General features: G+C 68.1%; 21 protein-coding genes and 1 tRNA gene. All 22 read right to left on the bottom strand.

What is annotated here, in order from left to right; genetic code table 11:
* Positions 1 to 16: 16 nt before the first annotated feature.
* Positions 17 to 946: a F0F1 ATP synthase subunit gamma gene (locus BJEO58_RS11935; protein WP_101589702.1), complete on the bottom strand. Its 930-nt coding sequence runs from the start codon at positions 944 to 946 to the stop codon at positions 17 to 19.
* A gap of 40 nt (positions 947 to 986) precedes the next feature.
* Positions 987 to 2,621, bottom strand: a complete 1,635-nt coding sequence (gene atpA / locus BJEO58_RS11930; RefSeq protein WP_101589701.1) for a F0F1 ATP synthase subunit alpha — start codon at positions 2,619 to 2,621, stop codon at positions 987 to 989.
* A gap of 81 nt (positions 2,622 to 2,702) precedes the next feature.
* Complete coding sequence (locus BJEO58_RS11925; protein WP_101589700.1) at positions 2,703 to 3,512, bottom strand: F0F1 ATP synthase subunit delta; 810 nt, start codon at positions 3,510 to 3,512, stop codon at positions 2,703 to 2,705.
* On the bottom strand, positions 3,512 to 4,075 hold the full coding sequence (locus tag BJEO58_RS11920; RefSeq protein ID WP_101589699.1) for a F0F1 ATP synthase subunit B: 564 nt from the start codon (positions 4,073 to 4,075) through the stop codon (positions 3,512 to 3,514). Before BJEO58_RS11920 ends, BJEO58_RS11925 begins: the two co-directional genes overlap by 1 nt.
* 18 nt (positions 4,076 to 4,093) lie before the next feature.
* Positions 4,094 to 4,330 carry an ATP synthase F0 subunit C gene (atpE, locus tag BJEO58_RS11915; protein WP_087008688.1) on the bottom strand — a complete coding sequence of 79 codons (237 nt, stop codon included), beginning with the start codon at positions 4,328 to 4,330 and terminating at the stop codon, positions 4,094 to 4,096.
* A 78-nt stretch (positions 4,331 to 4,408) separates the two neighbouring features.
* Positions 4,409 to 5,203, bottom strand: coding sequence for a F0F1 ATP synthase subunit A (gene atpB, locus BJEO58_RS11910; protein WP_101589698.1), 795 nt, complete (start codon positions 5,201 to 5,203; stop codon positions 4,409 to 4,411).
* A 295-nt stretch (positions 5,204 to 5,498) separates the two neighbouring features.
* Entirely contained in the window at positions 5,499 to 5,897 is a 399-nt protein-coding gene (locus BJEO58_RS11905; protein ID WP_257904215.1) for a Cg1360 family ATP-synthase-associated protein, read from the bottom strand.
* A gap of 125 nt (positions 5,898 to 6,022) precedes the next feature.
* Entirely contained in the window at positions 6,023 to 7,129 is a 1,107-nt protein-coding gene (locus BJEO58_RS11900; RefSeq protein WP_101589697.1) for an MraY family glycosyltransferase, read from the bottom strand.
* A complete protein-coding gene (locus tag BJEO58_RS11895; RefSeq protein ID WP_101589696.1) occupies positions 7,130 to 7,864 on the bottom strand; it encodes an L-threonylcarbamoyladenylate synthase in 735 nt (244 codons plus the stop codon).
* An 11-nt stretch (positions 7,865 to 7,875) separates the two neighbouring features.
* The gene (locus tag BJEO58_RS11890; protein ID WP_246076023.1) at positions 7,876 to 8,823 is read right to left on the bottom strand and encodes a N5-glutamine methyltransferase family protein; all 948 of its coding nucleotides are present in this window, start codon (positions 8,821 to 8,823) and stop codon (positions 7,876 to 7,878) included.
* Between the two features lie 13 nt (positions 8,824 to 8,836).
* The gene (gene prfA, locus BJEO58_RS11885) at positions 8,837 to 9,952 is read right to left on the bottom strand and encodes a peptide chain release factor 1 (RefSeq protein WP_101589695.1); all 1,116 of its coding nucleotides are present in this window, start codon (positions 9,950 to 9,952) and stop codon (positions 8,837 to 8,839) included.
* Positions 9,953 to 10,108: 156 nt separating this feature from the next.
* The gene (gene rho, locus BJEO58_RS11880; RefSeq protein WP_101589694.1) at positions 10,109 to 12,289 is read right to left on the bottom strand and encodes a transcription termination factor Rho; all 2,181 of its coding nucleotides are present in this window, start codon (positions 12,287 to 12,289) and stop codon (positions 10,109 to 10,111) included.
* A gap of 313 nt (positions 12,290 to 12,602) precedes the next feature.
* Complete coding sequence (gene thrB / locus BJEO58_RS11875; RefSeq protein WP_101589693.1) at positions 12,603 to 13,559, bottom strand: homoserine kinase; 957 nt, start codon at positions 13,557 to 13,559, stop codon at positions 12,603 to 12,605.
* Entirely contained in the window at positions 13,556 to 14,644 is a 1,089-nt protein-coding gene (gene thrC, locus BJEO58_RS11870) for a threonine synthase (RefSeq protein WP_101589763.1), read from the bottom strand. Before thrC ends, thrB begins: the two co-directional genes overlap by 4 nt.
* A 45-nt stretch (positions 14,645 to 14,689) precedes the next feature.
* Positions 14,690 to 16,000: a homoserine dehydrogenase gene (locus BJEO58_RS11865; RefSeq protein ID WP_101589692.1), complete on the bottom strand. Its 1,311-nt coding sequence runs from the start codon at positions 15,998 to 16,000 to the stop codon at positions 14,690 to 14,692.
* A 10-nt stretch (positions 16,001 to 16,010) separates the two neighbouring features.
* Positions 16,011 to 17,435 carry a diaminopimelate decarboxylase gene (gene lysA, locus BJEO58_RS11860; RefSeq protein ID WP_101589691.1) on the bottom strand — a complete coding sequence of 475 codons (1,425 nt, stop codon included), beginning with the start codon at positions 17,433 to 17,435 and terminating at the stop codon, positions 16,011 to 16,013.
* An 11-nt stretch (positions 17,436 to 17,446) separates the two neighbouring features.
* Positions 17,447 to 19,087 (bottom strand): arginine--tRNA ligase, encoded by a 1,641-nt coding sequence (gene argS, locus BJEO58_RS11855; RefSeq protein ID WP_101589690.1) that lies wholly within the window; start codon positions 19,085 to 19,087, stop codon positions 17,447 to 17,449.
* Between the two features lie 69 nt (positions 19,088 to 19,156).
* The gene (locus BJEO58_RS11850; RefSeq protein WP_101589689.1) at positions 19,157 to 19,504 is read right to left on the bottom strand and encodes a hypothetical protein; all 348 of its coding nucleotides are present in this window, start codon (positions 19,502 to 19,504) and stop codon (positions 19,157 to 19,159) included.
* Positions 19,501 to 20,646, bottom strand: coding sequence for an acyl-CoA dehydrogenase family protein (locus tag BJEO58_RS11845; protein ID WP_101589688.1), 1,146 nt, complete (start codon positions 20,644 to 20,646; stop codon positions 19,501 to 19,503). The genes BJEO58_RS11850 and BJEO58_RS11845 overlap by 4 nt, the downstream gene beginning before the upstream one ends.
* Positions 20,647 to 20,658: 12 nt before the next feature.
* Positions 20,659 to 21,861, bottom strand: a complete 1,203-nt coding sequence (locus BJEO58_RS11840) for an acyl-CoA dehydrogenase family protein (protein WP_101589687.1) — start codon at positions 21,859 to 21,861, stop codon at positions 20,659 to 20,661.
* Between the two features lie 3 nt (positions 21,862 to 21,864).
* Positions 21,865 to 22,608: an enoyl-CoA hydratase/isomerase family protein gene (locus tag BJEO58_RS11835; RefSeq protein WP_101589686.1), complete on the bottom strand. Its 744-nt coding sequence runs from the start codon at positions 22,606 to 22,608 to the stop codon at positions 21,865 to 21,867.
* Positions 22,609 to 22,862: 254 nt separating this feature from the next.
* Positions 22,863 to 22,935, bottom strand: a tRNA-Arg gene (locus BJEO58_RS11830).
* Positions 22,936 to 22,942: the final 7 nt, after the last annotated feature.

Here is a 22,942-nt window from a genome sequence, read left to right as displayed (position 1 = left end):
CTTCACCTGGCGAGGCTCAGTCGCTGGGACCGGAGGCCGCAAGAGCGTCGACGCCGCCGACGATCTCGGAGATCTCCTGGGTGATTTCTGCCTGACGGGCCGTGTTGGCCAGGCGGGTGTAGGTCTTGATGAGGTCGTCCGCATTGTCGGTCGCAGTCTTCATCGCCTGCTGGCGTGCCGCCTGCTCCGCCGCAGCGGCACTCAGCAGTGCGGACTGGATCCGCGCATCGATGTAGCGCGGCAGCAGTGCATCGAGCACCTTCTCCGCACTCGGCTCGAACTCGTAGAGCGGGAAGACCTCATCATGCGCAGCCGCGGATCGTGCAGCCGGTGCCGCCTCGTCCTCCTCGACGACTTCGAGGGGGATCAGCCGACGATACTCGGGCTGACGATCGACGGCTGACCGGTACACGGTCGACACGAGGTAGATCTCGTCCACGCCGCCGTCGTTGAAGTCGGTCTCGAACGATTCGAGGAGAGCTTCTCCGATCTCACGTGCGTAGGCACTCGTGGGCGCCTCCGAGAATCCGGTCCACGATCGCACGATCTCGCGATCGCGGAACGTGTAGAACGTCTCCGCCTTGCGGCCCACGGTGTAGAGGTCGACTTCCTTGCCCTCTCCCTTGAGCAGCGTGATGAGCTCTTCGGCCTCACGGATGACATTCGCTGCGTACGCGCCCGCGAACCCCCGATCCGGACCCATCACGACGACCGCGGCGCGGTCGATCGTGTCGGGCTCGGTCGTCAGCGTGTGATCGACGTTCGACTGCGTCGCCACCACAGAGACGGCGCGGGTGATCTCACGCGCGTACGGGCTCGCGGCCTGTGCGCGCGCGACCGCCTTCTGGATGCGGGAGGCCGCGATGAGCTCCATGGCCTTGAAGATCTTCCGCAGCGAACTGGTGGAATTGATCTTGGCCTTGTAGACCCGCTGCTGTGCTCCCATCAGCACTTCCTTTCAGTCGTGGCGTGCACGTCGGACGACCTCAGCGCTTCCGCTTGACGATCTGCTCCTGCTCGATGTCGGAGGACTCCGCAGCAGCGGCGTCTCCCGAACCGGCAGCAGCCTCGTCGCCGGACGACTGGAACTCCTTCTTGAACTCCTCGACAGCGTCGGTGAGCGCATCCTTGAGGCCCCCGGAGAGCTTGTCGCTCAGCCCGGCGATCTGATCGAAGATGTCCGTCTTGCGCTCGAGGTAGGAGTGGAACTCCGACTCGAAGCGCAGCACGTCGGAGACCGGGACCTCGTCCAGATGACCTTCCGAGCCGGCCCAGATCGACACCGTCTGGCGCTCTGAGGGCATCGGCTCGAACTGCCCCTGCTTGAGGAGCTCCATCAGACGCGCGCCACGATCGAGCTGACGGCGCGTCGCCGCATCGAGGTCCGACGCGAACATCGCGAACGCCTCGAGTGAGCGGTACTGCGCCAGCGAGATCTTCAGCGTGCCCGACACACCGCGCAGCGGCTTGCGCTGGGCAGAGCCGCCGACGCGGGACACGGAGACGCCCACATCGACCGCCGGACGCTGATTGGAATTGAAGAGGTCCGACTGCAGGAAGATCTGTCCGTCGGTGATGGAGATGACGTTCGTGGGGATGAACGCGCCGACGTCGTTGGCCTTCGTCTCGATGATCGGAAGTCCGGTCATCGATCCGCCGCCCATGTCGTCCGACAGCTTCGCGCAGCGCTCGAGCAGACGCGAGTGCAGGTAGAACACGTCGCCCGGGTAGGCCTCACGGCCCGGCGGACGGCGCAGCAGCAGCGAGATCGCACGGTATGCCTCGGCCTGCTTGGACAGGTCGTCGAAGACGATGAGGACGTGCTTGCCCTCGTACATCCAGTGCTGGCCGATAGCGGAGCCCGCGTAGGGAGCGAGGTACTTGAAGCCAGCCGGATCGGACGCCGGCGAGGCGACGATCGTCGTGTACTCCAGCGCGCCGTGCTCCTCGAGGGAGCGACGGACCGATGCGATCGTCGAGCCCTTCTGGCCACAGGCGACGTAGATGCAGCGGACCTGCTTCTTCGGGTCGCCGGACTCCCAGTTGGCCTTCTGGTTGATGATGGTGTCGAGCGCGAGGGCGGTCTTGCCCGTCTTGCGGTCGCCGATGATCAGCTGGCGCTGTCCACGGCCCACCGGGATCATCGCGTCGATGGCCTTCAGACCCGTCTCGAGCGGCTCCTTGACCTCCTTGCGATCCATGACGCCCGGAGCCTGGAGCTCGAGCTCACGGCGGCCCACGGACTCGATCTCGCCGAGGCCGTCGATGGCCTCGCCCAGAGGATTGACGACGCGGCCCATGTATCCGTCGCCCACGGGAACGGAGAGCACTTCGCCGGTGCCGAAGACCTGCTGGCCCTCTGCGATTCCAGAGAACTCACCGAGGACCACGGCGCCGATCTCGCGCTCGTCCAGGTTCTGTGCGAGTCCGAGGGTGCCGTCTTCGAAGCGCAGCAGCTCGTTGGCCATGGTGCCGGGCAGACCGGACACGGTGGCGATGCCGTCGCCGGCCGTGACGACAGTGCCGACCTCGGTCTTCTCTCCCGCCTGGGGCGAGTACGATTCGACGAACTTCCCCAGAGCGGCCCGGATCTCCTCCGGGCTGATTGTCAGTTCCGCCATCTGGTTTCCCTGCTTCCTTACTTGACGTGAGGCTGCGTGCGCGTCGCAGCGGTTGTTCGTGGCGCCCCGTCAGGGGCGCGATCAGCTGGTGAGTCGACGGCGAACGTCCGAAAGGCGATCTGCGATCGTGCCGCTCATCACCTCGTCGCCGACCTGCACCCGCACACCGCCGACGACGTCGGGGTCGACGACCACGTGGAGCACGAGCTCCCTGCCGTACGACCGGGACAGTGACTGGGTGAGTCGGTCCTGCTGCTGCGGGGTCAGCGGCTTCGCAACGACGACTTCGGCGACAGCGCGACGCTGGCGCGCGGCCAGCACCTCGCCGAAGTTGTCGAGCGTCTCAGCCACGCGGAGTCCGCGAGGATGCGCCGCCGCCTGTGACGCGAGGAGGACTGTCTCCTCTGCGGCGGCGGAGCCGAGCAGGTCCTGCACCAGGGCGCGCTTGGCACTGGGAGCACGGTCGGAACCGAACGCCCACCCGAGCTCGTGGTCGGATTCGATCGTCCGTGCGAAGCGGAAGAGCTCCTCCTCGACGCGACCCAGGCGGGTCTCCGTCTGCGCCCGCGCAGCGAGCGCAGTCACGCCCGCCACTTCGAGTGCGGTCACGAAGTCCTGGGTGTGTGCCCAGTGGAAGCCGGCGGCGCTCCGCGCGATCTCGAGTGCGCGGTCGTCGGTCCTGCTTCCGAAGAGCGAGTCCAGGACTCCGGTCTTCGCCTGCGGATCGAGGGAAGCGTCCGCGAGGGACTTCCTCAGGGAGACGTCCTCCGACAGCACCGTCACGATGCTGAGGAGGTCGGCGCCGATCGCTGCGTCGACCGTGGTGCCTGACACCGCGGAATCGATCTGTGCGAGTACCTTCTGCAGGGACAGCCTGCTCGACTGGAGCATCAGGCCTCCTTGGAAGCGGAGGCGGAAGCCGCCGGCGTCTGGGCCTCGAGGTCGGCGATGAATCGGTCGACGACGTTGGCCGAACGGGTGTCGTCGGCGAGGGACTCGCCCACGATGCGCGAGGCCAGGTCGGTCGCGAGACCGCCCACCTCGGAACGCAGGGAGACCATCGCGGACTGGCGCTCCGCCTCGATCTGAGACTTGGCCTGCGAGATGATCCGCTCGGATTCGTCGGTCGCCTGCAGCTTCATCGAGGCGATGATCTGTGCGCCCTCCTCCTGGGCCTCGGCCCGGAGTCTGGCGGCTTCGGCGCGTCCGTCTGCGAGCTGCTTCTGATATTCGGCAAGGGCGGCGTCCGCCTCTGCCTGCACCTTCTCCGCCTTCTCGATACCGCCCTGGATGGCGCTGGAGCGCTCGTCCAGGACCGCACGGAACTTCGGAAGGAGTACCTTCCAGAAGACGAAGATGATGATCGCGAAGCAGAGCGCCGACCAGACGATGTCATAGACGGCAGGGATCAGCGGGTGGCCGCCCTCCGCCGCAAGAACTGTCATCGGGGTCATGTGCGGGTTCGCTCCCTATCAGGCTGCGGGGAAGATGAAGCCGGCTGCGATGCCCAGGAAGGCGAGCAGCTCGACGAAGGCGATGCCGAGGAACATGGTGGCGCGCAGCTGGCCGGCGACCTCCGGCTGACGAGCCATGCCCTCAACGGTCTTGCCGACGAGGATGCCGATGCCGATGCCGGGGCCGATGGCCGAGAGGCCGTAGCCGACGGTCTGCAGGTTGCCGGTCACTTCGGCGAGGATGGTGGTGTCCACGTGGGTATTCCCTTTCGATTGAGGGCCGGCTCTTCAGCTGGCCCCTGTCTTGCGGATGACAGATTGTGGGTCCGGGACTCAGTGGTCCTCGGCGACGCTCAGCTGGATGTAGGCAGCGGCCAGCAGAGCGAAGATGTAGGCCTGCAGCACTGCCACGAGGATCTCGAAGAGCGTGAAGGCGAAGCCACCGATGAGCGTCAGCACTCCGAAGCCGGCAGAGATGCCGCCGACCTCGAAGAAGAAGAACTGCGTGGCGGCGAAGCAGAGGACGAGAAGGAGATGGCCCACGAGCATGTTGAACGTGAGTCGGAGCGTGAGGCTCACCGGGCGCGCGACGAAGGTCGACACGATCTCGATCGGGGTCACGAGGATGTACATCGGCTTCGGGACGCCCGCGGGGAACAGCTCGCCCTTGAGGTAGCCGAGGCCGCCCTTCGCCTTGATCCCTGCACCGATCATCACGACGTACACGACGAGCGCCATGACCAGCGGCATCCCGATGAGCGCGTTCGACGAGATGTTCAGGAACGGGATGATGCCCGTGATGTTGAGCGCGACGACGCCGAAGAAGATCGAGGCGATGAGCGGGAAGAACCGGTCCCCGTCCTTCTTGCCGAGCATGCCGTAGGCGATGTCCTTGCGGACGAAGTCGAAGCCCATCTCCACTGCGGACTGGACGCGACCGGGGACGAGTGTCGCCTTGCGCAGCGCGAGCCACAGGAACAGGAGCAGGACGAGTGTCGCGAGGATCCGGACCATGATGATCCGGTTGATGTCGAAGCCGGTCCCCTCGAACAGGAACACCGCCGGGAAGAACTCTTCGAGACCGGGGGCCACGAAGCCCCCTCCCCCTTCAGCTGCGAGCAGCGACACCGTTGGCAGGGCGTTGATGAACAGGGCGGTCTCCTGACGGCTATGCGGCCGCCGCAGGTGCGGTGACCGGCGACGGCACTTCGAACGGGCGCGGTCGTCGGACGGGAGTCCGATCGGGATATCGCGATGGTCTGGCGCGGGACTGCGATCCGACTCTGCGTGCTACACACGTGAGGCGCACAGAGACATGACCGAGAATTCCCAGCGTGTCCCGGGATACTCTACCAACCGTAGAGAAGGGCACAAAACCACTGGCATCCTCACCCTCCGCACGGATGGTGTGTGCTTGGTCTCATCAGGAGGGTTGGTCGACGATCGGGAGCCGGGCCCTCTGCACGATGACGACGTCAGCGATGAGAGAGGCGATCGCGGCGGCCGCCAGGGTGAGGAACAGGGTCCAGGGATCGTAGAAGTCCCGCCCGCGCAGTGCGATCCCCACGCCCATGAAGCCCACGATCTTCACCAGGAAGCCGCCCAGGACACCGGCCGCCATGGCCGTGGGGCTCGACTCTGCAGTGAAATACATGACGATGGCTGTGATCGCGAAGAAGACGAAGGCCACGACGGCACCGATGAGCGCGCCCCACACACCGGGGAGGCCCGTGAGCAGCGCGCCGACGAAGCTGGCGATCGTGCCGATGGCGATCGCGATGAGCGCTCCGGCGATGATCGTCCACTTCATGACGGAGCGCACGCTGGCGACGCGACTCTCGCCCCCAGTGCGCCCCGCACTCGAGTCAGACCCAGCGCGCCCCGCACTCGAGTCGGACCCTGTGCTCCCCGCGTCAGGATCGGGAACCGAAGATTCGGGAGAGGTGGTCATGAGGTCTCCTTTCGTGCCAGGCGTCGGCCCAGCGGGTAGAACGTCAGCACGATCGTCACCAGGACGAGCACGGCGAGCACCGGGATGACCCGGGCCACGGGGAAGCGGAGGAACGACACGGATCCGAAGGCGAAGATGGCGGTCCACACGTAGAGCAGCAGTACGGACCGCGCGTGCGTGTGCCCCAGTCGGAGCATGCGGTGGTGCAGGTGCTTCGCGTCCGCAGAGAACGGCGATTTCCCCGCCATCATCCGTCGGACCACGGCGAGCCCCAGGTCCAGCAGCGGCAGAGCCATCACCGCGATGGGCAGGATGATCGGAAGGAACGCTGCGAATGCACGCTCATTCGCCAGCAGTGCGGGGTCCACCTGACCCGTGACCCGGATCGTCGAGGCGGCGAGCAGCAGGCCGATGAGCATGGAGCCCGAATCGCCCATGAAGATGCGGGACGGACTGAAGTTGTGGGGCAGGAATCCCACGCACGCTCCGACCAGCACCGCGATGATGAGTGACGCGAGGTTCGCGTAGCTGTCCGGTGTCGCGTCGACGGCCAGCGTATAGCTGTAGACGAAGAACGCTGCGCCCCCGATCGAGACCACTCCCGCCGCCAGGCCGTCCAGCCCGTCGACGAAGTTCACGGCATTGATGGACACGAGGACCACGAGCACCGTGAGGACGAGCGACATGCGGGGCGAGCCGATGATGATGCCGCCCAGCGGGATCGACAGGAGACTCACCCCGTTGAGGGCCATGAACCCTGCCGCCAGCGTCTGCCCCGCGAGCTTCGTCGTCCAGTGCAGATCCCAGATGTCGTCGATGACACCCAGCAGACAGAGCAGAGTGGCCGCACCGGCGATGCCGATCACCGGGCCCGGCTCGACGAAGACACGGTTGAGGAACGGCGTCTGCGACGCGATGACGAGCCCACCCATGACCCCGGCGAACATCGCGACGCCGCCCAGTCTGGGGGTGGGCACGGAATGGACATCCCGATCGCGCAGGGGCGAGAAGATGAGTCCCCGTTCAGCGATCCGGCGCACCATCGGGGTGACCAGGTACGAGATCACCGCCGCCACGAGGAGGATGAAGAGGTAGGCGCGCACTCAGTCGTCCCGCGCCGCGCCACCGGCAGGCGAATCGTCAGCGCTCTCGTCGACGCCGGGCTGGTCGTCCCCGTCGTCCCCGCCCACACTGCTCACACCGACGAGGTCCGGCACGGCTTCCCGCAGCCGGTCCAGGGTGAGCGGCCCCTCCCTCACCACGCGCGGCGGCTCGGATGTCATGTCGACGATCGTGGAGGAGCCTTGACCGCTGCGCGGCCCGCCGTCCAGGTAGATGCCGACAGAATCGCCCAGCATCGATTCTGCCGCGGCGATCGTCTCTGCCGCCGGTTCACCGTGGGTGTTCGCACTCGACACCGCGAGCGGGCCGGTCTCCCCCAGCAGCGCCAGCGCGTCCGGGTCGTCCGGCATCCGCAGCGCGACGGTTCCCCAGGTGTCGCCGAGGTCCCAGTCGAGCATCGGCTGCGCGTGGCAGATGACGGTGAGCGGACCGGGCCAGAACCGCCTCACAAGCGCCATGATCCGTTCGTCCGCACCGCTCGCCAGCGCCAGCAGCGTGTCCTGGCCCTGGACCAGGACCGGCGGAGGCATGTCCCTCCCCCGCCCCTTTGCTGCGAGCAGCGTGGAGACGGCGCGAGCACTGAAGGCGTCCGCTGCGATCCCGTAGACGGTGTCCGTCGGCATGACGATCAGTCCGCCGTCGCCGATCACTCGACCGGCTTCCTTGAGTACCAGCTCGCGCACCTGCTCATTGCGGATGTCGAAGGTCCGTGCCATGCGTCGAGGGCTCACTTCCCCTGGGTCTGCGGCTGTCGAACAGCCAGCGTGAAACGATCTCGTCCAGTGTAGTCCGCGCGCGTCGTCGCGTCGGCGAACCCGCATGCGATGCATGCCTCACGCAGTGCCGCGCCCTGGGTGTCGGCATGCTCGAGCACGAGCAGACCCCCGGTCGGCAGCACGTGAGCGGCCGCGGCGATCACGAGGCGCGGCACCCGCGTCCCGTCGTCTCCACCTCCCCAGAGGGCGAGTGCCGGATCGTGGTCGACGACCTCGGGCGCGGTGGTGGCGCCGTCGGCGACGACGTAGGGCGGGTTGCAAACGACGACGTCCACCCGGCCGGCCAGGTGCTCGTCCACGACGGAGCGCACCGCGCCCGGGTCCGTGGCGTCCGACTGCACGACTGCGAAGTCGGAGCCGGACCGTGCGAGATCGCCGGCGACCGCTTCCGCACTGCGCCGAGCCCAGTCGGCGGCGACCGGATCGGATTCGACCCCCACCGCCGAGGTCCCGGCCGCCTCTGCGGCCACAGCCAGCCCCAGCGCCCCCGTGCCCGTGCACAGGTCCAGGACGTGACCGCCTCCGGAGGGCCGCGTCGCCGCGAGGTGCTCGAGCACCGGATCCACGAGCAGCTCTGTCTCAGGCCGCGGCACGAAGACGCCGGGACCCACCGGCAGGGTGAGGGTCCGGAAGTGCGCCTCCCCCGTGAGGTGCTGGACCGGGACGCGACCCGCGCAGCGCGTGAGGAGGACGTCGAACGATGCTGCGGCCTCGGCGGGGACGGAGTCTCCCATGAGGCGGGCTCTGCTGAGACTGCGGCCGTCGACTCCCCACGCATGCGCGAGGAGCAGCGCAGAATCCGAGGCGGGTGAGTCGATCCCCGCTGCGGCGAGGCTGTGCTCACCGTGCCGCAGGAGCTTCTCCACGCTCAGACGACGTCCCTGCTCCTCGGTACTCACCCGATGTCCTCGCTCACCCGATGTCCTCGAGGCGCGACGCGCGTTCGGCCGCGCGCAGCGATTCGACGACCTCGTCGAGCCGTCCGTCGATCACCTGGTCGAGGTTGTACGCCTTGTATCCGGTCCGGTGATCGGTCACCCGGTTCTCCGGGAAGTTGTAGGTCCGCACCCGCTCGGAGCGATCGACGGTGCGCACCTGGGACCGGCGCTGTGCGGACTCGGCCTCAGCCGCCTCCTCTGCACGGGCGGCGAGGATCCGTGCGCGCAGCATCCGCAGCGCGGCCTCCTTGTTCTGCAGCTGCGACTTCTCGTTCTGGCAGCTCGCAGTGATGCCTGTCGGCAGATGCGTGATGCGCACAGCAGAATCCGTCGTGTTGACGGACTGTCCGCCGGGACCGGACGAGCGGTACACGTCGATCCTCAGGTCGTTGTCGGGCAGGTCGACCTCGTCCGGTGCGTCCGCCTCCGGGAACACGAGGACGCCCGCGGCCGAGGTGTGGATCCGTCCCTGGGACTCGGTCACCGGAACGCGCTGGACGCGGTGGACCCCACCTTCGAACTTCGTCCAGCCGTACACGCCGTCTTGAGACGACTTGAGAGCCATCGTGAGTTCTCGCACGCCGCCCAACTCCGTATGGGCGGCGTCGAGAACCTCCGTCGACCACCCCTTCGCGGCGGCCCAGCGCTCATACATGCGGGCGAGATCCGCCGCGAAGAGCGCGGATTCGTCGCCGCCCTCCCCCGCTCGGATCTCGACGATCGCATCACGGCCGTCGTCCGGGTCGGAGGGCACGAGCAGCTCTCGCAGCTCGGCCGTCAGCGATTCCCGCTCAGTACCGAGCGCGTCCTCGAGCTCCGCGGCTTCGGCGGCGAACGACTCATCCGCTGCGGCGAGCTCGTGGGCTGCCGTCAGGTCATCCGCGATCGTCTCCAGCCGCGTCCAGACGCGCACCACGCGATCCAGCTCGGAATAGCGGCGTGTGAGTGAGCGAGCACGGCCGGGGCTGCTGTGGACCTCGGGATCGGCAAGCTCCTGTTCGACGCGAGCATGCTCGTCCAGCAGGGAGCGCACGCTCGCGGCCAGTGCCTCGAGCTCCTGCTCGATCGAGCCCGGTCCCTCCGTCGTCATCTCCGCACCCCTCTCAACAGGCCGATCTCAGTACGTCCCACTCACCACGTCATTCTCATCGCACCCGTCGTCGGGCATGCCACGAGGGCCGCAGGTCACCCTGCAGCCCTCGTGTGATGCGACGTGTCCGTCCTGTGACGGTGCCCGCACTCGGTGTCAGTGGTCGTCTGACGCCGACTTCGGCAGCGGGGTCGTCTTCTGCACCTGCATGAGGAACTCGGCGTTCGAGCCGGTCTCCTTGAGCTTGGACAGCAGGAGCTCGATCCCCTGCTGCTGCTCGAGGCCGGACAGCAGGCGGCGCAGCTGCCACATGACCTTGCGCTCCTCCGGACGCATGAGGTTCTCCTCACGGCGCGTGCCGGACGCGTTGACGTCGACGGCCGGGAAGATCCGCTTGTCCGACAGCTGACGGGACAGGCGCAGCTCCATGTTGCCGGTGCCCTTGAACTCCTCGAAGATCACTTCGTCCATCTTCGAGCCCGTCTCCACGAGCGCGGTCGCGAGGATCGTGAGCGATCCGCCGCCCTCGATGTTGCGAGCCGCACCGAAGAACCGCTTGGGCGGGTAGAGCGCGTTCGCATCGACACCGCCGGACAGGATCCGGCCGGACGCCGGCTGCGCGATGTTGTACGCACGGCCCAGACGCGTGATGTTGTCCAGCAGCACGACGACGTCCTGCCCCATCTCCACGAGGCGCTTCGCACGCTCGATCGCCAGCTCCGCGATCGTCGTGTGATCGTCCGCGGGACGGTCGAAGGTCGAGGCGATGACCTCACCCTTCACCGCGCGCTGCATGTCCGTCACTTCTTCCGGACGCTCATCGACGAGCACGACCATGAGGTGGACCTCAGGGTTGTTCTCCACGATCGAGTTGGCGATCTGCTGCATGACCGTGGTCTTGCCGGCCTTGGGCGGCGCGACGATGAGGCCGCGCTGGCCCTTGCCGATCGGCGCCACGAGGTCGATGATCCGTGTCGTCAGATTCTTCGACTGCGATTCGAGACGCAGACGGTCCTGCGGATAGAGAGGCGTGAGCTTCGAGAACTCCACGCGGCGCTTCGCATCGTCGACCGTGAGGCCGTTGACGGAGTCCAGTCGCACCAGGGCGTCGAACTTCTCGCGGCGGTTCTGACGGTCACCGCCCTCGTTCGGCTTGCGGATGGCGCCCGTGACGGCATCGCCCTTGCGCAGGCCGTTCTTCTTCACGAGCCCAGCGGAGACGTACACGTCGTTGGGACCGGACAGGTATCCGGACGTCCGCAGGAACGCGTAGTTGTCGTGGACATCGAGGATCCCGCCCACGGGGATCAGGACATCGTCCGGACGCACCTGGTCGTCATCACGGCCACGACGCTTGCGGTCACGACCACGTCCGCGGTTCGACCGATCGTCCTGATCGAAGCGGGAGTCATTGCGGCCCCCGCGATCGTTGCGATTCTGCGGATCATTCCCGCCGCGACGGTTCTGCTGGTCGTTGCGACCGCCCTGGTCGCCGCGGTCGTTGCCGCCGTTGCGACCGCGGTTGCCGCGGCCGCCCTGGTCGTTGCGGCCGCCCTGGTCGTTGCGGTCGTTGCCGCCCCGGTTCGACTGGTCGCCCCGACCCTGCTGGTCATTGCCGCCGCGGTCGCTGCGTCCGCCCTGGTCGCCTCCGCCGTTGCGTCCGCCCTGGTCGTTGCCGCCATTGCGGCCGCCGCCGTTGTCATCGGAGCGATTGTCATCGGAGCGGTTGTCGCCGCGACGGCGACGCGTGCGGCGTCCTCCGTCGTCGCTGTGTCCGTCCTGGTCCTGAGACGAGCTGCCCTGCGCGGAGGAGACCTCAGCGCGACCGCCCTCGTCGAAGATCGGGCCATCGGACGTCTGATCGGTGGAGTTCTGCCCACCGGCGGACGGAGCGCTCGCTGACGATGCGTCCGAGCCCTGCGACTTCGCAGGTGCATCCGCATCAGGGCGTCCGCCCTGTCCGCGTGCGCCCCTCTTCGCACGAGCGGGAGCGGGCTGCTCCGCGTCGTCGGCGCCGGACGCCGATGCGCCGGACGCATCCGTGCTCGGGGTGGATTCAGCAGACGAGTCCGCTGCGGTCTTGTCTGCAGTCGTCTTGTCTGCAGTGTTCTTGTCTGCGGTGGACGTGGCGGCAGTCGACGTGTCAGCGCCGGCAGAGGTCCCTGCATCGGACGAGGAACCGCGAGCGGTCTTGATCGCGTCGATGAGGTCACTCTTGCGCAGGCGGCGATAGCCCTTGATCCCCAGGCCCGCTGCGAGTTCCTGCAGCTGGGGCAGACGAAGTGCCGTGAGACTTCCCGAACGTGCTGATGTGTCGTTCGCGGTGGATTCGGTCACGAAGGTTTCCTTCTCCGTTCGGCCGTGCGTGGGAAATGCGTAGAGAACGCCGGATGCACAGCGATGGATGGCACCTGTGGTGCATGTGGTGAAGACGCAGGCCGAGAACGACCGAAGGCGTCATGAAGATGTTCCGAAGAGTGGACTCGAACGGCCTGGATGCTCGTAAACATCAGACGGATCGACGCCCGGAACACCTTCACTCTACATGTCACAGCGGTCGTGCGCGAATCGCGCCGCCCCGATTGCGTGAATCAGATTCAGCGGATCCGCCTCACGACCTGGGGCGATTCCCCGGTGGTCACCAGCCTCGTCAGGCGGACATGCTCCGCAGCGACAGTGTCGTCGCCCCGTTCTCCGCGATCTGTGGCTGGAGGACCCGTGCACCGTCTCCGGCCAGCACGGCGGACACCCGGTCTGCGAGGTCCTCGCCGGTTCCCAGCACCAGCACCGTCGGCCCAGCGCCGGACACGACTGCGGCGAGGCCGGCCGCGCGCAGCGCGTCGACCCGCTCGAGCGACGCGAGCATCGCGGGCCTCCGGTACTCCTGGTGCAGACGGTCGACGGTCGCATCGACGAGCAGCGACGGATCGTGGCAGATCGCGTGGACGAAGAGACCTGCGACCGCGGAGTTCGCAGCGGCGTCCGCATGAGGCACCGTGCGAGGGAGCAGCTCACGGGCGATGTCCGTGTCCAGCCGCTCATCGGGCACGACGACGGCCGCGCGGACCTCGGGATGCACCGGCAGAGAGATCGACGACGCGCGATCCGCCTCCGGGTACCAGCTCACCGTCACTCCCCCGAAGAGCGCCGGAGCGGCGTTGTCGGGGTGGCCCTCGAAGTGCGTCGCCCACGCGAGCTTCTCTGCGGCGGTGGGTTCCGGAAGCCCGGCCGCAGTGCTCGCGGCGTCTGCGATGGAGAGACCTGCGACGACCGCTGCCGCAGAAGACCCCATGCCGCGCGACTGCGGGATCGCGTTCTCGCACTCGAGGACGAGGCGTTCTCCCCCGGCGACCTCGCGGGCCGCCAGGATCTGCTCGGCGACGCGGAGGATCAGGTGGTCGCCGCTGCGCGGCAGGAAGTCCGCGCCCTCCCCCGTGATGACGGCACGAGCATCATGGGGGACATCGGCGTCGGCCACGCGCGCTCGCACAGTATCTGCGACCCCCAGTGCCAGCCCGAACGAGTCGTAGCCGGCACCCAGGTTCGCGGACGTCGCCGGTGCGGTGACCTCAACGGAGAATCCCGCAGGAATCCGGAATCCGCTCATGCGTCCTCGAGCCCCAGCTCGCGGGCAGCGCTCACCGCATCGATCGGCACCCGCGTGGGAGTGACGGCCGAGCCGTCGGCCGCCTGCAGGGCCCACTGGGGGTCCTTCAGGCCGTGGCCCGTGACGGTGACGGAGATGACGGCACCCGACGGGACCAGACCGGCCTCTGCGGACTTGAGCAGCCCTGCGACCGACGCCGCGGAGCCCGGCTCGACGAAGATGCCCTCGGTCGAGGAGAGCAGTCGATGCGCGCTGAGGATCTCCTCGTCCGTGACGGACTCGATCCGACCGCCGGACTCGTCGCGCGCAGCGATCGCCTGCTCCCACGAGGCCGGGTTGCCGATGCGGATCGCGGTCGCGATCGTCTCCGGCTCGTCGACGGGGTGCCCGAGCACCAGAGGTGCCGCACCGACCGCCTGGAACCCCCACATCATGGGCGCCGACTGTGCGAGACCCTTCCTAACGTACTCGCTGAAGCCCTTCCAGTACGCCGTGATGTTCCCGGCGTTGCCGACCGGCAGCACGTGGATGTCAGGTGCGTGTCCCAGCGCGTCGACGATCTCGAACGCCGCAGTCTTCTGCCCCTCGATGCGGTCCGGGTTCACGGAGTTCACGAGATCCACGGGATACGCCTCGGACAGCTTGCGGCACAGGGTGAGGCAGTCATCGAAGTTCCCGTCGACCTCGAGCAGCTGTGCGCCGTGGGCGACCGCCTGACTCATCTTCCCCATCGCGATCTTCCCCGCAGGGACGAGCACGGCCGACGTGAGCCCCGCCTTCGTCGCGTAGGCGGCGGCAGAGGCGGACGTATTGCCCGTCGACGCGCAGATGACGGCCTTCGCACCACGCGACGCGGCCTTCGTGATCGCCATCGTCATCCCGCGGTCCTTGAAGGACGCGGTCGGATTCATCCCCTCGTACTTCACGTGGACTTCCGCACCGACGCGCTCCGACAGACCCTCTGCATGGATGAGCGGAGTGCCGCCCTCCCCCAGCGTCACGGCGGGGACCTCGGCCCCGACGTCGAGGAGATCGCGGTACTCGTTGACGACTCCGCGCCACTGAGGACGGTGTGCTGCTGTCATGACTGTGTGCATCTCCCTGCTGTTCATGGTGCTCTTCACAGTGCCTCAGGCACCCTCGATGCGGAGCACCGATTTGACCGACTCGACGACGTCCGAGGACGCGAGGGAGTCGACCGTCGCCGCCAGCGCGGATTCGACGGCGGAATGCGTCGCGATGACCAGCTTGGCACGCGGCGACGCGGCCTCGTCCTCCGGCTCCAGCCGGGTCTGCTGGACGAGCTCGATCGACACGCCCTCTGCCGCGACGATCTCTGCGACGCGCAGCAGCACGCCCGGACGGTCGTGGACCTCGAGCGTCATCTGGTAGCGGGTCGAGATGCGCGAGATCGGGAGGATGTCTCCGCTCTCGCGCACCTGCTGCGCGACCTGACCGCGCCCGCCCAGGACACGGCGTCGCGCGACGGACACGAGGTCGCCCATGACTGCGGACGACGTGGGGGCGCCGCCTGCGCCCTGCCCGTAGAACATGAGAGAGCCCGCGTTCTCCGCCTCGACGAAGACCGCGTTGAATGCCCCGGAGACGGACGCGAGGGGGTGGTCGTCGCGGATGAGCGCGGGGTAGACGCGAGCCGACACGCTCTCCGTGCCGTCGGGGTTGTCGATGCGCTCGCAGATCGCGAGCAGCTTGATCGTGAATCCCTGTGCCGCAGCGGTCTCGATCATGTCCGCGCTCACCGACGAGATGCCCTCGACGTGGACGTCGTCCATGGCCACCGGGACCTGGAATGCGAGAGAGGCGATGATCGCCGCCTTCGCCGCGGCGTCGAGGCCCTCGACGTCCGCCGTGGGGTCGGCCTCTGCGTACCCCAGCTCCTGTGCGGTCGTGAGCGCCGCGTCGAAGTCCCACCCCTCCCTGGACATCTGGTCGAGGATGTAGTTCGTCGTGCCGTTGACGATCCCCATGACGCGCTCGATCCGGTCACCGGCGAGCGACACGGACAGGGGGCGGACGATGGGGATCGCCCCCGCCACGGCCGCTTCGTACTCGATGCGCACACCGGCATCGTCGGCAGCGGTGATGAGCTCCGGGAAGTGCTGGGCGAGCAGGGCCTTGTTCGCCGTGACGACGCTGGCACCCGCCGCCAGCGCATCGAGGATGTGCGTGCGGGCGGGCTCGATGCCGCCCATCAGCTCGACGACGATGTCTGCTCCGGCGACCACGGCCTCGGCGTCGGTCGTGAGCAGCTCACGCGGAATGCCGTCACGTTCCTTCGACGCGTCCCGGACGAGGACGCCGATCAGTTCGAGCCGCGCTCCCACGCGCGCGGCCAGCGCATCGCTCCGCGCGAGGAGGGTGCGCGTGACCTCGGCGCCGACGACTCCTCCGCCCAGCAGGGCGACAGTGAGCTTCTCCATGGGGGTCCTCTCAGGCATCGGCGATCGGGCCGCAGTCGCGGCCCAGCAGATCGTCGTGGGTTTCGGGTCGGATGATCCAGTCCGCGCGCCCGGCGCTGACGGCCAGCACCCCGGGCCGCGGCGTGAGGTTGTAGTTCGACGCGAGCGGCTGGCAGTACGCGCCGGTGCCGGGGACGGCGACCAGGTCGCCCGCCCGCACGTCCGCGGGCAGGTACTCGTCGCGCACGAGGATGTCGCCGCTCTCGCAGTGGCTTCCCACGACCCGGACGACCGTGGGATCCCCGTCGGACGACCTGGACGCGAGCGTGCACGAATAGTCAGCATCGTAGAGCGCAGTGCGCACGTTGTCGCTCATTCCGCCGTCGACCGACACATACGTGCGCACGCCCGTCTCCGTCTCCACGCCCTTGACCGTGCCGACGGTGTAGAGGGTGAAGACCGCCGGGCCGACGATCGCGCGGCCCGGTTCGAAGGAGACGACGGGGAGGTCCGTGCCCTCCTCCTGGCAGGTCCGCGCGACGACGTCCGCAAGCTGCGCGGCCATGTCCGCGATGGGCGGGGGCGTGTCCTGCGATGTGTAGCGCATGCCGAAGCCGCCGCCCAGGTCGATCTCCGGAAGGCTCGCGCCGTGGTCGCGCTGGATCTCCGCCCGCAGCCCGACGATCCGCCGCGCGGCGACCTCGAAGCCGGAGCGGTCGAAGATCTGGGACCCGATGTGGCTGTGGAGGCCGATGAGGTCGAGGTGGGGCGATGCGTGCGCCCGGTCCGCCGCTGTGCGCGCGGCACCGGACTGGAGCGACAGACCGAACTTCTGATCTTCGTGCGCAGTCGCGATGAAGTCGTGCGTATGCGCTTCCACACCCACGGTGACGCGGATCATCACCGGCGCGCGGACTCCACGCGCCGCTGCGGCGGCCTCGATGCGGTCGATCTCGTCGAGGGAGTCGACGACGATGCGGGCGATGCCCCAGTCCAGTGCGTAGGCGATCTCCTCATCCGACTTGTTGTTGCCGTGGAGGCCGATGACGCCCGGGTCGACGCCGGCGCGGCGCGCAGTCATGAGCTCGCCGAGCGAACAGGTGTCGATGCCCATGCCCTCGGCCGCCACCCACTGGGCGACCGCTGAGGTGAGCAGCGCCTTGCCGGCGTAGTACACCCGGGCCCGGGTGCCCACTGCATCGAACGACTGCGTGAACGCGGCCACGAAACCGCGTGCCCGGGAGCGCAGATCAGCGACGTCGAGGACGTAGAGGGGGCTTGCGTACGTGCGGGCGAGGTCGGTCACCCGATGGCCGGCGACCGTGAGCACTCCGTCCGGATCCTTGCGCGTGTTCGCTGACCACAGACTGGGCATGAGTGCGTTGACGTCTTCCGGGTGCGGCAGCCAGACCGGCGACGGGCCGGCATGGAGGACTCCGGAGATGTGTGCGGGCATTCAGTCTCCTCTCACATGCGCTCGGGGGCACTGACCCCGAGCAGCTCGAGCCCGTTCGACAGCACCTGCGCGGTGGCGCGGTCCAGCACGAGGCGGGATCCGTGCACGGCGCCGGGCTCGTCGTCCGCCAGGGGCGTGACCCGGCACGAGTCGTACCACTTGTGGAACAGACCGGCGAGTGATTCGAGATAGCGGGCGATGCGGTGCGGTTCGCGCAGCTGCGCTGCCTGGGCGACGACTCTGGGGAAGTCCGCGAGGCCGGCCAGCAGGGCCGCTTCCGTGGGGTGCGAGAGGGTCGACGCGTCGAAGACCGAGGCGTCGATCCCCGCGGTGAGGGCATTGCGCTCCACGCCGCACGCGCGGGCGTGGGCGTACTGCACGTAGAAGACGGGATTGTCATTGCTCGCGCTGCGCAGGACCTCCGGATCCAGCGTGAGCGGAGAGTCCGCGGGGATGCGGGCCAGCGAGTACCGCAGGGCATCACGACCCAGCCAGCGGACGAGGTCGCGCAGCTCGATGATGTTGCCGGCGCGCTTCGACAGCTTCGCTCCGTTGACCTTGATGAGCTGCCCGATGAGCACTTCGATGTTCGTGTCCGGGTCGTCGCCGGCGGCTGCGGCGATCGCCTTGAGGCGGCCGACATAGCCGTGGTGATCCGCGCCCAGCAGATACACCTTCTCCGAGAATCCCCGGTCCTTCTTGTCGAGGTAGTAGGCGGCGTCCGCGGCGAAGTACGTGGGTGCTCCATCACTGCGGATCAGGACCCGGTCCTTGTCATCGCCGAAGTCGGTGGTCCGCAGCCACACCGCGCCGTTGTCGTCGTAGACGTGCCCCTGCTCGCGCAGGCGCTCGACCGCGGAGCCGAGCGCGCCCGAATCGTGCAGCGAGGATTCCGAGAACCAGACGTCGAAATGCACGTCGAACTCGGTGAGTGTGTCCTTGATGTCCTGCAGCTGGAGGTCGTAGGCGCGGGTGCGGACCTCTTCGCGGGTCGCATCGTCGCAGGAATCGGCGAGAGCGGGCTGATCCGTCGCGATCACCTCTGCGATGTCCGCGATGTACTGACCCGGATAGCCGCCCTCCGGCACGTCCCGCCCCTTCATCCGGGCGATCACCGAATCTGCGAAGACGTTCATCTGCGAGCCGGCGTCGTTGATGTAGTACTCGCTCGTGACGTCCGCTCCGGCCGCCGTCAGGACACGGGCGATGGCGTCACCCAGAGCCGCCCATCGCGTGTGGCCCAGGTGCAGGGGGCCGGTCGGATTCGCGGAGACGAACTCCATGTTCACGACGTGGCCCGCCATGGCGGAGCCTCGACCGTAGTCGTGTCCTGCGGCCACGATGTCTGCCGCGAGTGCACCCGCGGCGGCGGCGGAGAGTGTGATGTTCAGGAAGCCCGGCCCTGCGACGTCGACGGCGTCGATCCCGTCGTGCTCCCGCAGGACGGCCGCCAGTCCCTCTGCCAGTTCCCGCGGCGGCATCCCTGCGGCCTTCGCCGTCTGCAGCGCCACGTTCGAGGCCCAGTCGCCGTGGTCGCGATTCTTCGGTCGCTCGACGACGAGGACTGCGGGAGGAACGATGTCCCGTCCGGAGGAAGAGCTGTACGCGTCGAGTGCCGCGGCTATGGCCGTCTTGAGTTCTTCGGGAGTCACCCGCCCAGGATAGTGGGTCGCAGACGGACCCGGGCAATCGGGCCGGGCGCAGTGCCCCGACAGCACGGATCAGCGGATTCCGGCAGAGGGATCGGCGATGTACTCGCTCCAGCGCGACTCGGTGCCGACGTCGTCGAGGAGGACGGTGGGTGCGGTCTCCTGAGCATGCAGACAGGGCCCGCAGCCGTAGCCGGCCCGGACCTCGCCCATCAGCCGTGCCCGTGGGGAACTGCTGCCGACCACAGCAGTCCGCCTCCTCCCCTCGCGGGTGATGCCGCAGTCCACGACGGTGTCACCAGCGATCTTCGCCCTTGCGATCGCGGCCAGTGTGTCGAGGGACCCACCCAGCTCGTGCTCCTCGGACAGCAGGTGGTCGAGGGCCTCCGCGCCCGCAGCCTGGGAGGACGAGAGCCTCATCCCCCGATCTGTGCAGGAGTGGGCGTCTGCGTCGAACAGTCAGGTGAGAGGCTGTCGCGCCCGGCCCCGAGTGTCCTCAGGTGGTGATCGGCAGGACCGAACAGTGCGTCGACTGCGAGGATCCGCTTGTGCAGGTGCCCCACGGGCAGCTCGTCCGTCATGCCGACCCCTCCGTGGATCTGAATCGCGGATTCGCCCACCGTTAGACCCAGTCGGCCCACCTGGGCCTTGAGGACGGCCACATCGCGGGCCGTGAGGCGGTGCGCCTCGGCCAGCGCGGTGGTGTGCAGCAGGGTGGCCCGCGCTTTCAGGTATGCGATCTTCATGTCCGCGAGCCGATGGGCCAGAGCCTGGTTGGTCCCGATCGGCACCCCGAACTGCTCGCGGGTCGATGCGTACTCGGACGTTGTGCGCAGCAGTTCTCCCATGGCACCGACCGCCTCGGCCGACAGGACCACGATGGCCTGGTCGAGCGCCTCGCGCACCGTCTGCTCAGCTCCAGTGGCGAGGAGTGTGGCAGGCGTGCCGTCGAAGCGCAGGTGGGCGGCCCTGCGGCCGTCGATTGTCGTGAACGGGCTGGCAGTCGACGCGGCGGGATCTGCGAGGAAGAGAGCCAGTTCGCCGTCGAGTCGGGCTGTGACCACGAGGACGTCGGCGGCAGCCCCGTGGAGCACTGCCCGCTTGTCACCGGTCAGCACATGACGGCTGCCGGAGGTCGCGGCAGTGGTCGCGACGAGAGCCGGGTCGGGAGTGCCGCGGCCCTCCTCATGGGCGAAGGCGCCGATCGCCTCGCCCGCAGCGATCCGGCCCAGGCATGCGCGGGCAGCTTCGCTGTCCGGCACGGCAGCGAGCATGCCGCCGACCAGGACGACGGAGGCGGTCCAGGGCTCTGCCAGCAGATGTGCGCCGAACACCTCGGCCACCGCGACGAGGTCGACGATGGATCCCTCGAGTCCGCCGACGTCCTCGGCGAACGGGATGGCCGTGAGCCCGAGGTCGACGAGCTGCTGCCACACATCGGCAGACCAGCCGTCCTCCGAGCCGACGATGGCCTGACGCGCCTCGAAGGGGTACTCGCGCTGCAGCGCGCGGGTGACAGTGCTGCGGAGCTGGTTCTGCTCCGCGGTGAAGGTGAAGTCCACGATGACCTCCGGTCAGGCTCGCATCGAGCGAGCGATCAGATCGCGCTGCACCTCGTTGGTGCCGGCGTAGATGGTGGTGGCTCGGCTGTTGAGATAGAACGGCATCGCGATCAGCGCCAGATCGTCGCCGAGCACCGGGTCACCGGAGCCGACGCGCAGCGCCTCACGCTGATCCGGCAGCCCGTCGAGCCCGACGACGCGGGTCATGAGCGCCGATATCCGCTGGATGAGCTCGGAGCTCATGACTTTGTTCAGCGACGGGTACCCGGGGTCGTCGACGATCGGGTGCCCGCTGATGGCGAGCTTCTCGAAGTGCTCACAGGAGGCGACGTCCGCCTCCAGCTCGCCGAGGTCGCGCTGGAAGACCGCGTCGTCGGTGAGAGACCCGCCGTACGGAGACGGCGTCGCTGCCGCCGCCTCGCGGAGCACCTCGAGTCTGCGGCGCATCGAGGGGCTCTGCGCACCCCCGCCGCGCTCGTGCTTGAGCAGCTGTTTGGCCACGGACCAGCCGTCGTTCTCCGCGCCCACGCGACCGGACTGGGGCACACGGGCGTCGGTGAAGAACACCTCGCACTGCTCCGGTGCACCGTCGATCCCGACGATCGGCCGCACCTCGATGCCCGGGTAGTCCATGCGGTCCAGCAGCAGGAAGGTGATGCCCGCCTGCTTGCGCCCCTCTCGACTCGTGCGGACCAGCATGAACATCCGGTTCGCGTGGTGGGCGTACGTGGTCCAGATCTTGCTGCCATTGAGGATGTAGTCGTCCCCGTCTGCCACAGCAGAGCAGCTGAGGGCCGCGAGGTCGGATCCGGCACCGGGTTCGGAATAGCCCTGGGTCCAGTAGTCCTCGCCGGCCAGGATCCCCGGCAGGTGGCGCTCCTGCTGCTCGGGGGTGCCGACTTCCATGAGCAGCGGTCCGACCATCTTCAGGCCGTTGGGCAGCAGCGGCGGAAGTCCCCGCTTCTGGTATTCGTCGGCGAAGACGTACCGCTGCTCGACCGACCATCCGGGCCCGCCGTGCTCGACGGGCCAGTCGGGTGCCGCCCACCCGCGGGCGTGCAGGATGCGGTGCCACGCCATGACCTGCTCGAACGGAGCGAAGACGCTGGTGGTCTTGCGACCGGCCTCCAGGATCTCCGGTGTGGGCGCGGTGTCCAGGAACTCGGCGACTTCAGCGCGGAACTCCGCGAGGTCGACGTTCGACTCGATGTCCATCAATCAGCCCTTCTTCCGGGTGAAGGCGGCGATCCGGTCCTGCGCGTCCGGGCCGCGCCCGGCGCTCCTCCACACTTCGTGCTGCAGTCCTGCGTCGAGCGGCATCCCGTCGGTGACGTCGAGCAGCTCCTTGTTCGCGGCGTGGCTGAACGGCGACTGCTCGGCGATCCGGGCCGCCAGTGACTCGATCTCGCCGTCGAACGCGTCCGTCGGCACGGCGGACTCCGCGAGTCCGATCCGCACGGCCTCCGCCGCATCGATCGTCTCCGCCGTGAACATCAGCCGCTTCGCGGTGGCCGTGCCGACGCGTCGAGGGAGGCGCTGCGACATGCCCCACACCGGGGTCAGCGCCCACCGCGCGTGGGTGTCGCCGAACTGCGCGTCGCTCGCAGCGATGATGAAGTCCGCAGCCAGAGCGACCTCGAGGGCCCCGGTGTAGCAGTGGCCGTGCACGGCCGCGACGACCGGCTGAGGCAGCCTCTCGAGCATGCGCAGGGTCTCACTGTGCCACCCGCGCGAAGGCACTGTCTCACCGGCCCCGATGTCGTCGAGGTCGTGGCCTGCAGAGAAGCAGCGGCCCGCACCTCGGAGGACGACGCAGCGGATCGTCTCGTCGTCGCGCAGTGCTTCGATGTGCTCGCGCAGCTGCCCGAACAGCGCAGCCGTCAGCGCGTTGAGCTTGTCGGGACGGTTCAGAGTCAGCATCGTCCAGCCGTCATGGTCGGCGCGGACCACCAGGTCGCCCATGGGCGCCTCCTAGGATATGGAGCCGGCGCAGGTGCATGCGGGGCTGAGCAGCTCTGCTCAGCAGTCCCGTTCGCTGACGCGCGGTTCGCGGTTCGAAGAGGATCGAGAATGTTCCGGCAACGGCCCTGGAGCCGCCGTGCAGAATCCTATCAAACGAACGTTCAGTAGAGGCCGACGTCCTTCGTCGCTCACCGTGAAGAGCAGAAGACCCCAGCCACGGGCCGTGACGGCCACTGACTGGGGTCTCCATTCCGTGCCCGCGACAGGATTCGAACCTACGACCTTCTGCTCCGGAGGCAGACGCTCTATCCACTGAGCTACGCGGGCGGGCGAC

The sequence above is a fragment of the Brevibacterium jeotgali genome (assembly GCF_900169175.1).
Lineage (GTDB): Bacteria > Actinomycetota > Actinomycetes > Actinomycetales > Brevibacteriaceae > Brevibacterium > Brevibacterium jeotgali.
Note: the sequence above shows the minus strand (reverse complement) of the source record. Positions and strands in the feature narration are given on the sequence as shown.